Here is a 13,368-nt window from a genome sequence, read left to right as displayed (position 1 = left end):
GATTTCATTGCAAGTATAATTTTTAAATCAGAATCGGAAAGAAAGGAGCAGCTTACATGCAGGAAGAAGTTACAAATAAAACCGTGACCTTTGTGGTGCAGACGGCCAAGTTCTCGGCGGACATTATGCGCCGGATGATGGAGAAGTACCTGCAGTCCAGACAGCAGAACCACCGCAGTAAAAAGGCACAGAAACAGCAGGATAAGCTGGCCAGAAAAAGAGAGCCCCCTCAGGGGAGAATCAAAGTAAAAGATCTGGCAAAGCAGAATGCCGGTATGGAAAATTATGAGATTGCAAATAAAGAGCTGAAAAGATTCGAAAAATATGCAAGAAAATATGGTATTAACTATGCTGTAAAAAAAGATAAGAGTAAAGATCCACCGGTATATCTGGTATTTTTTAAAGGAAGGGACAGGGCTGCCATAGATGCAGCATTTAGAGATTTTACCGGGGAACAGCTCAGAAAAAAGAATAAGAACAGGGTTGGTATCCGTAAGAAACTGGCACTGTACAGGGCAGCAGCGAAGAACCAGAAGAAGACTAGAGATAAAAACAGACAGCAGGTGAGATGATCTTTGTCAAAGAAAAAGAAGAAATCATCTGCACTGCCGGAATTAGCCCTGATTCGGCAGTCGATAAGAAAACTGACAGGCAGATTTGAAGTCAGGGACATGAAGAAGTTCCTGATGTTAAATCTGCCTTATCTGTTTGTGTTTCTTCTGTCTGACCGGGCATCACTGCTCTACCGGCTGAGCCCTGGAAGTACTGCAGGAGAGAAAATCCTGTATGTGATGGAGCATTCCGATAAGGTACTGGGGCTTGTGCCGAGCCTGAATTCAAAGGATATTATGGTGGGGATCGGATGTGCGGTCGTGGCAAAATTACTGATCTGGCAGAAACAACTGGATAGCAAAAAGCTTCGAAAAGGAGTAGAATATGGTTCGGCAAGGTGGGGAACGCCGGAAGATATCCGTCCATATCAGGCGGATGATCCATGGATGAATATTCCGCTGACAGCAACGGAAAGTCTTACAATGGAGAGCAGACCGAAAAACCCCAAGTATGCGAGAAATAAGAATATACTGGTCATAGGTGGTTCCGGTTCCGGTAAGACGAGGTTCTTTGTGAAACCATCAGTGATGCAGATGAACTGCTCATATGTCCTCACGGATCCGAAAGGAACTTTGATCGAAGAAGTTGGCTGCATGCTGGAAAAGGGTCCGCCGAAGAGAGATGAAAGCGGCCGGATCGTGAAGGATAAAAACGGCAGAGTGATACATGAACCGTATGATATCAAGGTATTAAATACCATCAACTTCTCAAAAAGCATGCATTATAACCCGTTTGCCTATCTCAGGTCAGAGAAGGACATCCTGAAGCTGGTTACCGTTATCATGGCAAATACAAAGGGTGAAGGCGAAAAAGAGAATCAGGATTTCTGGTACAAAGCAGAAAAGCTGCTGTATACAGCACTGATTGCATTCATCTGGTATGAGGGCAATGAAGATGAAAAGAACTTTTCCACACTTCTGGATCTGTTAAATGAATCAGAGGTCAAGGAAGAGGATGAGGATTATAAAAATCCGGTGGATTTGTTGTTTGAAGAGCTGGAGGAGGAAGAACCGGAGCACTTTGCGGTAAGACAGTACAAAAAATATAAGATGGCTGCGGGCAAGACTGCGAAAAGTATTCTTGTAAGCTGTGGTGCGAGACTTGCATCCTTTGACATTGCAGAACTTCGTGAGATCATGTCCTATGATGAGATGGAACTGGATCTGATCGGAGACAGAAAGACGGCATTGTTTCTGATCATGTCGGATACAGATACTACATTTAACTTTGTGATTGCCATGCTGCAGTCACAGCTTTTCAATCTGCTTTGTGACAGGGCAGATGATGTTTATCACGGAAGACTTCCGGTTCACGTCCGAGTGATCTGTGATGAGTTCGCCAACATCGGTCAGATACCACAATTTGATAAGTTGATTGCAACCATACGAAGCAGGGAAATCTCTGCTTCTATTATTTTGCAGGCACAGTCGCAGCTGAAAACCATATACAAAGATGCTGCGGATACCGTAATCGGCAATTGTGATACCACCCTGTTTCTGGGCGGCAAGGAAAAGACGACATTAAAAGAAATGAGCGAGATTCTTGGAAAAGAGACTATCGATCTGTATAATACATCAGAAACCAGAAGCAACCAGAAGTCTTACGGTCTGAATTATCAGAAGCTGGGAAAACAGCTGATGACAGAGGACGAACTGGCAGTTATGGACGGTGGAAAATGTATCCTGCAGATCCGTGGAACAAGACCGTTCTTTTCTGACAAATACGATATCACAAAGCATAAGAATTACCGGCTTTTGGCGGATGCCAGTGAGAAAAACAGATATCATGTAGAGAAAAAACTGCATCCGGTCTATGAACCATCTCCAGAAGATGAGACGGTTGTGATCCGGATGGAACTTGAAGAGGCAGAAGAAACAGATACAACTGAATAAAGAAAAATAACGATGAGAGCAGTACAGTGCGTAGAAATATGTGTTGTACTGCTCTTTTTTTGTTGCGAAAGGAGAAAAACGAAATGATAAACAGACATTTTTGTGTAGCAGAGGATTTAGAAGAGGTAATGACCAGATGGCTGTGGGATCCATACATTCCGTATGGAAGAGTTACATTTCTGCACGGTGAGGAATCGGTTGGAAAGACGATGCTGGCAATCAGGCTTATGGCAGCGGTAACCGGAAAAGCAAAGATGGATCGTATGGGGGATAAGCCGGAGAAAGGACGATGCCTGTATCTGACAAAAGAAGAACGTTTGTCAGAGGTGATCAAGCCCAAACTGAAAGAGGCAGGAGCAAACCTGAAGGATATCCTGATCATCAATGACAACATCCCTATCACACTTGCGGATGACAGTCTGAAGGAAATCATCAGGAAAGAAGGAATCAGCCTGATGGTCATTGATCCGCTTTCTTCCTATCTGGAAAAGGAGGAGGGGCTGGTAAATAATCCGGGTGCCGTATATCCGATCATCAGGAAGCTGTCAGATCTGGCAGAAGAAACCGGGTGTGCCATCCTGGTGATCGAAAAGTCGGATGGAACAGACTGTTTTCAGTCAAAGGCCTGGAGGACTGGGTTTAACAGCTGTGTATCCAGCTTTCTGTGTCTGGAGTGGGAGGATGAATCTGCATTTGAAGAAAGATGGCTTTTTCACGAATATTCCCTTCTTTCAGTGGAAGGAGATCCCATTGCTTATGAGCTGACTCCCGGAAAGGGATTGAAATGCGTATAAGCGAAAACTCCACTTTAAAAGTGTTTACATAGATACCATGATGGCAGAAAGGAGATGGAGGCGTTGTATGTCGGAAAGTATGAAAGTAACGGAGTGAGGAAATGAGAAGAATATGGAAACAGATATTCGGTATACTGGCCCTGGTGATCGGTCTTGGTATTTATCTGTATCCGGATTACCGGGAATGGAGGCTGATGAAAGAGATTGAAGTAATTACGGAAATCTCACAGCAGGAAAACAGGCAGAAGCATAGCCAGGAAGGGTCTGCGGTATCTGAATATGCTCCGGATGAAACATTTGATCCGGCCAATGAGACTGAATCGGAAACTGATTTGGCATCTTTGGATCTGTGGAGAGCCCTGATGGATTATAACATTCATCTGGCAGAAGAAAAACAGGAGATCACAGATGCCTGGACATTCCGTCAGTCACCTGTGGATATTGCAGCATTGAATAATGGATCTCCGGCAGTCGGCTATATCGAAATTCCGGAAATAGAACTGAAGCTTCCGCTTTTTGTAGGAGCTACAGAAGAAAATATGAGTAAGGGTGCAGTCGTACTTGCGGGAACCAGCATGCCGGTTGGAGGAACGAATACCAACTGCGTGATTGCCGGACACCGAGGCTACGGAGGCAGCCCGTATTTCAGGGATATTGATCAGCTGCAGGTTGGGTCAGAGGTTCATATCAACAATCTGTGGGAAAGCATGACTTACAAGGTGACCGGAACAAGGATCATCCATGCCACAGAATGCGATATCCTGCAGATTCAGCCGGATAAGGATATGGTAACACTCTTTTCCTGTTATCCATATCTTTCTATCGGTACCAAATACCGTCTTGTGATTTTCTGTGAAAGAGCAGAAGAAGAGGAGAAGGAAACAGAGAGTGAGACCACTCTGAATAAAACAGCCACAGTCAGAGATCTGATCGAACAGGATCTGCAGGAGCAGGGAATAGTGATCAGTGATCTGGAAAAGGAAGAACTGTCCCATCAGGAGAATCTGATCAGGAAAATAGTACCGGTAATCTGTATCCTGCTTACATTTCTTCTGATCCTGATTCGCCTGAGACCAGAAAAGAAAAAGCATTCCAAACATAAGAATAATTAAAGGAGAATAATGACCATGAGAAAATTTATTATGAATCTTAGTGCATTCATGCTCAGTGCAGCATGTATGGCAACCAGCGTACTGCCGGTAATGGCAGCACCAAATGACATTATTGATACTTCAAGAAGTGCTTCAGTCACCATCCATAAATATGATATGACTGCAGCGACCAATGACGGCATCGATATTTACCAGTACACAGCCAACGGAAAGAAAGATTCCGGAGCAGAGTCAGCCCTGCAGGATTACGTGATCGAAGGTGTGGAATTTACCTATGCAAGAGTGGGTGATATCAATACGGAGAGTGTGAACGGAAACGTGAAGCTTCTGTATGATATTCCACCGGCACTGGAGTCTGCGCTGAGCCTTTCTGATTCCAGAGGGGATCACAAATACACATCTGATGAACTGAACAAAGCTCTTTCGAGTACTCTTGCCGACAATACTGCAGGTAAGAATACCATTGAGGATTACATCGCATCTGCCAGCGGTTCCACACGAATGTCGCTGACAAAAGCAGACGGAACGACATCAGCAACCGGATTACAGGTAGGTCTTTATCTGTTTGTGGAAACCAAAGTTCCTGCAAATGTTCATACCACTGTGGATCCGTTTTTTATTTCCCTTCCGATGACAGATAACGAAGGTGATGACTGGTTCTATGATGTGGATGTTTATCCGAAGAACCAGACCAACATTCCGGATCTGGATAAAATGGTAAGACAGCATGATGACGCTGCTCTCTATGGAAAAGCGGAGTACGCAGACATTGCTACCGGTTCTGAAGGAGATGTGATGGATTATATTTTTGTCAGCCACCTGCCGAAGATTACATCTGGTTCTACTTATCTGACACAGTATACCTTTGTTGATAAGATGGACAAAGGTCTTACTTACAACAAAGACGCTGCAATCTATTTTTACAACAACGAAGCAGATGCAAGGGCAAACAATACTGCAAATGCAATCAAAACCTGGAGCCATGGAAGTTCAGCTTTTGAAGAGACTTATGAAGGTTCCAACAGTGATTACAACCAGATGACAGTTGCTCCTACTGCAGCTGGACTGAAAGAAATCAATCCTTCCCTTTCCCAGTGCTGGCTTGTCGTTGCATATTCTGCAACAGTAAATTCTGATGCAACACCGGTCCTTGGAGATGCAGGTAACACCAACGATGTTAAGCTTACCTGGAAACGTACAAGCATGGATTATATCGATACCTTAGAGGATAGATGCCGTGTTTATACTTTTGGCCTGAACATCAAAAAGGAATTTACAGATTCCAAAACAAAGGGAGATCCTACAAAAGTTAAATTCGTTCTGAAAAATGAAACAGACGGACACTACATCACAGCTAAGAAAACGGAAGATGGTATCTACTACGTAACTGATGCAGCAAAGGGTGCAAAGGAAGAAGAAGGAACCGTATTTTCACCGGATGGCAGCGGAAAACTGATCATCAATGGTCTTGAGGCTAACACTTATGTGCTGACTGAGACTCATACTTCCGCAGGATATTCCCTTCTGAAGGAGCCGATCACCATCGATATCAAATGTACCGTAGATGATTTGACTCCTTCCCAGACAACTCTTTATGACATCAAGGACATTACAGGAAATGCCCATAAGAACATGATCGAAGCTGCAGGAGAAAGAGCAAGTGCGACTGTAGACGGTAAGACCACAGCCATGAGCGTGGATGCAGTGAAGAATGTAAATTCCACAAATGCCCGCGTGGATATGACAGTTGTGAATACTTCTACTTTTGAACTTCCTCAGACAGGCGGTTACGGAACGATCCTTTTCACACTTGCAGGATGTGCCGTTGCATTCGCCGGTGTGATGGTACTGACTAAGAAGTCCAGAAAAGAGGCGTGATCCATATGAAAAAGCGGGGCATCACAAAGATACTTCTGATGTTCCTGGTTTTTCTGGCATCTTCCGCTCTGATCCTCTACCCGTTCATTGCAAATTATGTATTTGAGCACCGGACAGATTCCATTGTCCAGGCGGTAGAGGAGGAAGCGGACGAAATCGACGATTCCGTGAGAAAAGCAGAGCTGGAGCGTGCAGGGCAGTACAATGAAATGATTGCCAGCGGACATATCCGTCTGCAGGATCCATTTGTGGAACAGGAAGATTATTCAGAGACTTACGGGTCACTGCTCTGCATGAATGAAGACGGAGTAATGGGTTTTATCCGCATTCCGTCAATTGAAGTATCGCTTCCAATCTATCACGGAACAGCAGAGCACACTCTGGAAGCCGGAGCAGGACATCTGGAAGGCTCGTCACTTCCAATTGGCGGATCCAGTACCCACAGCGTCATTACAGGCCATACCGGACTCAGCAGCGCAAAGATGTTTACGGATCTGATCGAACTGCAGGAGGGAGATATCTTTATCCTGAATATTTATGGCGAAAAGCTGATATATGAAGTAGACCAGATTAAAACAGTACTGCCTTATGAACTGGGAGAGCTGACGATTACACCCGGGCAGGATTACTGTACGCTGGTAACCTGTACACCATATGGAGTAAATACACACCGTCTTCTGGTACGGGGTGTACGGACCACAGAATTGGAAGACACAGAACAAGGGGAGGTATTTAAAGCAAAAGCAGTGGAATCCAGATGGATGCAGGAATATAAGAGGGATGTCCTGATCAGCTTTGGATTATTTATTTTGGGCATGATCATCCTTGTCATTACGAGATTTGCCCTAAGAACAAAAGGAGGAAACAGAGAATGAAATTTAGTGTCAGGAAAATGACTTCGGTAACATTACTTGCTTCCATGATGCTTACAACGGTATCGCCTCCTATGATACCCGTACTGGCACAGGAAACAGAGACCGAAATGACATCATCTTCAGAAGTGGAAACAGAAATGGAGATCACATCGGCCATGAAGCTGGACCTGAAGGAAGAGGAAGCTTTTTCGGAAGCAGAACCGGAAACAGATGCTGCCGTAGTAAAAACGGATGAGAAACCACTTACTGAAGCAGTGACGGAAGCGGAAGAACAGACTGAGGCAGAATCGAAGCCTGTAAAAGACAAAAAAGAAGAGACAGAAAAAGAAACATCCGTCCTGGAAGTACATTCTGAAAAAGAGACGGAAGCTGTTACAGAAAGAGTAACAGAGAAGAATACTGAGAAAGCGAGTGAAACAGCAGCAGAAGAAATGACGGAAGAAATGGAACTTATTCCGGTACAGGTACATCTGGACCTTGAACCGGTTGAAATACCGGAAGATGGATCAGATCCAAAACAGGCCGGCCAGGCACAGAAAGTAAAATTCAGTGCAGTGAATCCATCTACAGAGTCAGCAGAACTGAGACTGTATTTCTGGGATTATGCCGGGGAGGAAAGAAACGGACAGAACATTGCACGCACCATTCTGACGGATGTATGTGAAGATGTCATGATTCCAGAATGCAGGGAGACAGGTGTTTTTCCTGTTGTACTGTCAGATGCAGATGGTATGGCAGCATATGAGCAGGCATTTCTTCGAAGCGAACAGGAAGAAGGAAATGTGATTTCAAGATATCTGGAGATCAGTATTCCGGCAGGATATTCCTGTGAAGAGAGTTTCCAGATCCTGGATGAGAAGGCAGAGACGATTGTTGTAAGTCCGGTCGTTTTTCCGGCAGAACTGGAGACAGATCAGGAATACGATAAATGTGTGATTACCTGGAATGAAAAACCAGAGAAAATGACAGAGGAAACTGCTGGGGAAGCTGGCGATGCAGATGAAGCAGAAATAGTAGCAGTTGAAGAAAAGACAGAAACTGTCGAGGAAGAGACGGACGCTATGTTTGTAGAAACTGAGACAGATAGTATTGAAGTTCAGACTTCTGAAACAGAGCAGATTACAGAGGAGCAGAAACCTGCGGCAGATACAGAAGATATGCAGGAAGTTGCAGAAAAAGAAGTGTTTATGGAAGAACTTCTTGGCAGATTAAATGCCGAAGATTTTGCATCGAGACGTCTGATTGTAATTTTAAAAGATGAACAGAAGCTCCGTAAGAGTGATGAAGTCATCAACAATTATGATGATCTGTATGTGATTGATTATGAAACCGTAGAAGAATGTATGGCAGCTTATGCATATTATGCTGAGGTTGCCGAGGCAGTAGAACCGGATGCTTTCATGGAGATTGCATCGGATGGATTCGAGGAGGCGCTTTCCGAAAAGGAGAGCGCTTCTGTTCGTCCTGACGGTGTGACCAGAGTAATTGCACTTCTCGATACAGGTGCATCTGCATCTGCCAATGTGATCGACCGTGTTTCCATGGTTGATGATGCACTGGAAGGACATTCCCATGGTAATCAGATGGTGAATGCGATTGTCAGCCAGAACCCTGATGCACAGATCATGTCTGTCAGAGTTATGGGGAATGATGGACGGGGAACTGTATCCGATATCATTGCAGGCATGAATTATGCGATGGAGCACGGTGCATCCATTATTAACCTTTCCCTGTCTTCCAGAAAAAATGATATGAATGCAGCTCTGGAAGCAGAAATCAAAAAAGCAGTGTCCAAAGGGATTATTGTTGTGGGTGCTGCAGGGAATAATGCCGCAGATGTCATGAATTATATGCCTGGTTCTGTGGAAGAAGCTTATATTATCGGTGCATGCAATACCAGCGGTGTGAGAATTACTTCTTCCAACTATGGTGCAACGGTGGATTATAACGTGATTGCAGGTACAACTTCCGAAGCTGCAGCAAAGTTCAGCGGTTGCGTATCACTTGCCGGTCTGGAAGGACTGCAGGTCAATTCCGGTGTGATTTATGATTCCAACTATGTGGCAGTAACTCCGGAAACAGATCCGGCAGAGTCTGAGACAGAAAATCCGGATGATTTTCTTACAGACGAGGAGCTTGCGGATATGGCAGGTACGGAAGAAGACGGAGAATATCCTGCAAAAGGTTCTTCTATTTCGCAGACCGTGAAGATCTGGACGAGAGATACGGAATTTGATTTCCGTGCTTATAATCCATACAAAAACGATGACAATGTAGCAACCGTTTGTACAGATGAAATTCTGCAGGTGGTAAGTGAAAAATCTTCCAGACGTCAGGCAGAGTATATCTGCAGCTTAAAGGATCAGGAAAACTACAGCTGGAACGTACTGGTTACCTTCCTTTATGTAGATGACAGAAGCATTGTAACAGCAGGTTCTGATCTTCTGGATAATCTGATGCCGGAAGCTGTCAGCCAGGAAAGAAATGCAGGATACGGCGGTATCGTGCCGGAACATATGGGTGAAACCGTTGCTGGAAGAGAATTTACCGTTCTCAAAGGTGATGAGCAGTTTGATCTTTATGGTCTTCTTATTGATTACAATCCGGAAACATTCAAGGTCAACAACCTTGCAGATGACGGCGGATTTGACGTAAATCAGGCAGGAACTTATACCGTTACTTATGAGATGTCTTATTTCATGTATCCGGAATATACCTGGTTTGTGGCAAACAAGGTAAATGTGGTTGAAAAGGAAAATCTGGAAGCGGGCATTTATCTTACTTCCACTGAATCGACCCTGATGTTTAAACGTGCCGGGGACAGCCATTTCAGTGGTTATGGTGATCTGGTCAGAGTGGAAAATGGAGAAGAAATCAAGGTTTCCTGTATTGATGCAGATTATGAAGTGGATTTTATATCCTCATCCGAGAACGTGACAGCAGATATCTGTGCCACGGCAGACAATGAAGATGGAAGCAAGAAGCTTACCATCACCATTCCGGAAGGACTGGAAGAAGCAGTGATCCTGTCTATGTATCGTCCGGGATATCAGTCTGCAAAGTTTTTTACAGGAGGCGGTTGGGTAAACGGCGAAGAATTCAATATCGAAGAAGCTGCTGTTGACCAGCTGACAGCTGAAGATGTGGAACATCTTGAGGAAACTGTGCTTGGAAAAGTTGATAAGGATGATGAGGAATACATGGAAATCGCAGCTGCCTGGTCGAATGTTGAAACCAAAAACATCAGCGGTGTGGTAAAGACTGGTTCTGCCAATACAACAAACCACTCCTGGTCTATCGGAAGTGCAGGTGGATGTAACTATGGTACAGCGCAGATCACAGCAAAGAAGAATGACATTACATCATGGATCAGTGATAAGGGATACGATATGGATCCGGGAGATCTGAGTAACTTTACAGTAAGCTGTTCCAGTGGTCATGATTATCTTGGTCTGTGGCCGAACAGCTCCTATAACGTAACCTTTAAATGTTATATCCAGAAAAGCGGCGATAATTATCGTCTGAAGATCACCTGCAGTCTGCATCCGGGAAGCGACAGTCATGGTAACTACCAGGGCTTTTATGGTTCAAAAACCTACAGCTCACTGACAAACGGTGCAAGACTCAGAGTGTACAAACGTTTCAGAGACCCTGCTTTTATGGACGAGAATCCAAACAAATACGGCTATATCAAGACGACCTTTGCAATCTATCCGGCATCTGCCTACAACAAGACTACAAATGTTCTTGATACCACAGTAGATCCGGAAGGTACGATTGTTCTGAACGATAAGGAAGATGACACGGTTTATGGTGATTCTGACATCCTCGATCCCGGAACCTATTATGTGGTAGAGACCAGACGTATTGCAGGATGTACCCAGAATACAGATATCTATGGCCCTGTTGTGATCAAAGATACTGACAGCGGCGTAATCAAGCTTCACGACAAAGTAAATAATGCGTATTATCCATCCATGGGAAGCAATAACTGGATCTACAATGATCCGATGTACTTTAACGGAAAGATTCTGACAAAGACAGATGATTCCGGACTTCCAGTGGAAGGTGCGATTTATAAAGTCGAATACAGTAACGCCACCAGCGTAGAAAGTTTCAGTACTTATAAGACCTGGTATTTCAAAACGGATGCAAGCGGAAATCTTGCTTATGATCAGAGCCATTACGTAGCTTCCTTCACTTATGGAGGAAAGACCTACAAAAGTGATGAGCTGATCATGAATGCCGGAAAAACAGTAGCTATGCTTCCATTTGGTTTCCTGAAGATCAAGGAGATCATGCCGCCTTCCGATATCTATGATATTGATACCAATACCTATACGATTGAACTGGCAGCCCAGAAGGATGCAGCCGGAGCCTATACAATCCGAAAACTTGCTGTAAAAGGAAATATTCCTTCGTCTGTGGATAAGCTTCGTTACTGGAAGCTGACTGTTGAAAAGGCTTCTCTTGCAAGTGCTGATGTACTGGGACTTCGCTCCTACTCGCTGGCAGGTGCAACATTTGCTGTTTATACAGATCAGGCCTGCACAAAGCTTGCACAGCTTTATACAGATGAAAAGCTTACGACAAAGGTGACCAACAATGTATTTACAACAGATGAAAAAGGTAAAAGACCGACTTATTATCTGAAAGCGGGCGCAGGCAGTGCGACATATTACGTAAAAGAGCAGAAAGCACCTGCAGGACATCAGCTTGTTACCAGCCCAGTTCCTGTTCAGGTTACGATGCCAAACGATGCACTGAAACTGAAAACCGCATCCTTCACTCAGGGCTTTTCCGAACCATACGATTATATGGAATTGGATGCACTGGTTGAGAAACTTTCCATGCATGGAAATCCGGTAAAAGGTGTTGTATTTAAGGTCTGCTATTATGATGATTCCACAGCGAACGCAGGACAGCTGAAAAAGACATGGTATCTTGTATCTGATGATAATGGAAAAGTCCTGATGGATCAGAGCCATGTATATAGCGGAGATGCATCCATGAAGAGTGATGCTTTTTATACTGACGCGGCATCCGGTAAGGTGATCCTCCCAATTGGCGGTTATGTGACCATGCAGGAAGTAAAGGCACCTGCCCAGTATATCATGGATGATACTGTACGTGGATTTGAAACCAAAAAGATGAAAGTCACGATGCAGCGTCTTCATAATGAAACGGTTCCTTGTGAAATCCGGCTGAAAAAATATGATAAGACCGGTGCAAAACCATTAGCCGGAGTACAGTTTGAACTGAAATTCGTGAAGGCATCTGAGAAAGATACTTCCCTGGCAGGCAAATATACCAGACTTCTGAAGGAAGGCGAAACAAAGCTCATGACTACAGATAAGAATGGTGAGATCAAATTCAACAACCTGGATCAGGGTACTTATGAGATCACGGAAGTGAAGACAGTAGCCGGACAGACACTTCTGAAAGAGAAGATCACGGTAGAACTGCCGATCACAATGACAAAGGCAGAAGCTGACAAATACGGAAACGTAGATTTCGCCAGTGCAAAAGAAGATAAGGGCTATACAGAAAAATGGTTCTTCTACAGCTGTCTTTATGAGATCACAAACGAACCACAGTTTACCATTCCACAGACCGGTGGATTTGGAGGATGGAAATACGGTTACCTTGGAGTTGCAATACTGCTTGGCGCATTCGCTGCAATCGCACTGTCGACCAGAAAGAAAAGACATCCCGCATAAAAACTGAATAAAAGATTTAAGAACAGACAGTAAATCCGAAATGAATAAACGGAGAGACTGTTTTTTTCTTGTAAAAAATCGAAAGGAAACAATATGGAATGGATCCGTGCACCCTGTAAATCACAGAAACATAAAGGACAAAAATCAAAGAACTATCCCGAAAACCAGAATACAAAAATAAAAAGAAAGGAAAAGAACCCGATTCCCTGGGATATGAAAGAAAACGGCAAAACAAGCCGTTTAGGGAATCTGGGTTTCGTTAAATTATATGGCATTCTTCTCTAGTGCGATAACAACACTTAGTACCCTCGTTTCGGCGATTGGGGCGGGCCTCGGAGTTTGGGGCGTAGTAAACCTTCTGGAAGGGTACGGGAATGACAATCCCGGCGCGAAGAGCCAGGGCATCAAACAGCTCATGGCCGGCGCCGGAATCATGCTGCTTGGAACATCCCTGATTCCACAGCTTTCCACACTCTTTGGGTAAG

8 protein-coding genes are annotated in these 13,368 nt (G+C 44.3%); all 8 read left to right on the top strand.

Translation table 11 applies throughout. From position 1 onward, the window contains the following. The first annotated feature begins 56 nt into the window (after positions 1–56). The 8 genes from ACESZH_RS16505 (at position 57) to ACESZH_RS16470 (ending at position 13,367) form a co-directional block, all read left to right on the top strand. The gene (locus ACESZH_RS16505; protein WP_373215835.1) at positions 57–572 is read left to right on the top strand and encodes a PcfB family protein; all 516 of its coding nucleotides are present in this window, start codon (positions 57–59) and stop codon (positions 570–572) included. 99 nt (positions 573–671) lie between these two features. Next, positions 672–2,504 carry a VirD4-like conjugal transfer protein, CD1115 family gene (locus ACESZH_RS16500; RefSeq protein ID WP_373215910.1) on the top strand — a complete coding sequence of 611 codons (1,833 nt, stop codon included), beginning with the start codon at positions 672–674 and terminating at the stop codon, positions 2,502–2,504. A gap of 83 nt (positions 2,505–2,587) precedes the next feature. Further along, a complete protein-coding gene (locus ACESZH_RS16495) occupies positions 2,588–3,298 on the top strand; it encodes an AAA family ATPase (RefSeq protein ID WP_373215836.1) in 711 nt (236 codons plus the stop codon). A gap of 101 nt (positions 3,299–3,399) precedes the next feature. Then, a complete protein-coding gene (locus tag ACESZH_RS16490; protein ID WP_373215838.1) occupies positions 3,400–4,410 on the top strand; it encodes a class C sortase in 1,011 nt (336 codons plus the stop codon). A 15-nt stretch (positions 4,411–4,425) separates the two neighbouring features. Next, positions 4,426–6,288, top strand: a complete 1,863-nt coding sequence (locus tag ACESZH_RS16485) for a SpaH/EbpB family LPXTG-anchored major pilin (protein WP_373215839.1) — start codon at positions 4,426–4,428, stop codon at positions 6,286–6,288. A 5-nt stretch (positions 6,289–6,293) separates the two neighbouring features. Next, entirely contained in the window at positions 6,294–7,163 is an 870-nt protein-coding gene (locus tag ACESZH_RS16480; protein WP_373215841.1) for a class C sortase, read from the top strand. Next, positions 7,160–12,883: a SpaA isopeptide-forming pilin-related protein gene (locus ACESZH_RS16475; protein WP_373215842.1), complete on the top strand. Its 5,724-nt coding sequence runs from the start codon at positions 7,160–7,162 to the stop codon at positions 12,881–12,883. Before ACESZH_RS16480 ends, ACESZH_RS16475 begins: the two co-directional genes overlap by 4 nt. Positions 12,884–13,151: 268 nt before the next feature. Beyond that, positions 13,152–13,367 (top strand): Maff2 family mobile element protein, encoded by a 216-nt coding sequence (locus tag ACESZH_RS16470; RefSeq protein ID WP_373215843.1) that lies wholly within the window; start codon positions 13,152–13,154, stop codon positions 13,365–13,367. Position 13,368 lies beyond the last annotated feature (1 nt).

The sequence above is a fragment of the Ruminococcus sp. 5_1_39BFAA genome (genome assembly GCF_964240875.1).
Taxonomy (GTDB): domain Bacteria; phylum Bacillota; class Clostridia; order Lachnospirales; family Lachnospiraceae; genus Blautia_A.
The sequence above is the reverse complement of the archived record's forward strand: the minus strand, read 5'-3'. Positions and strand labels throughout refer to the sequence as shown.

Excerpts from the sequence above, each read along its gene's own strand:
- ACESZH_RS16505 (WP_373215835.1), top strand. The coding sequence starts at position 57 with ATGCAGGAAGAAGTTACAAATAAAACCGTGACCTTTGTGGTGCAGACG.
- ACESZH_RS16500 (WP_373215910.1), top strand. The coding sequence starts at position 672 with ATGAAGAAGTTCCTGATGTTAAATCTGCCTTATCTGTTTGTGTTTCTT.
- ACESZH_RS16495 (WP_373215836.1), top strand. The coding sequence starts at position 2,588 with ATGATAAACAGACATTTTTGTGTAGCAGAGGATTTAGAAGAGGTAATG.
- ACESZH_RS16490 (WP_373215838.1), top strand. The coding sequence starts at position 3,400 with ATGAGAAGAATATGGAAACAGATATTCGGTATACTGGCCCTGGTGATC.
- ACESZH_RS16485 (WP_373215839.1), top strand. The coding sequence starts at position 4,426 with ATGAGAAAATTTATTATGAATCTTAGTGCATTCATGCTCAGTGCAGCA.
- ACESZH_RS16480 (WP_373215841.1), top strand. The coding sequence starts at position 6,294 with ATGAAAAAGCGGGGCATCACAAAGATACTTCTGATGTTCCTGGTTTTT.
- ACESZH_RS16475 (WP_373215842.1), top strand. The coding sequence starts at position 7,160 with ATGAAATTTAGTGTCAGGAAAATGACTTCGGTAACATTACTTGCTTCC.
- ACESZH_RS16470 (WP_373215843.1), top strand. The coding sequence starts at position 13,152 with ATGGCATTCTTCTCTAGTGCGATAACAACACTTAGTACCCTCGTTTCG.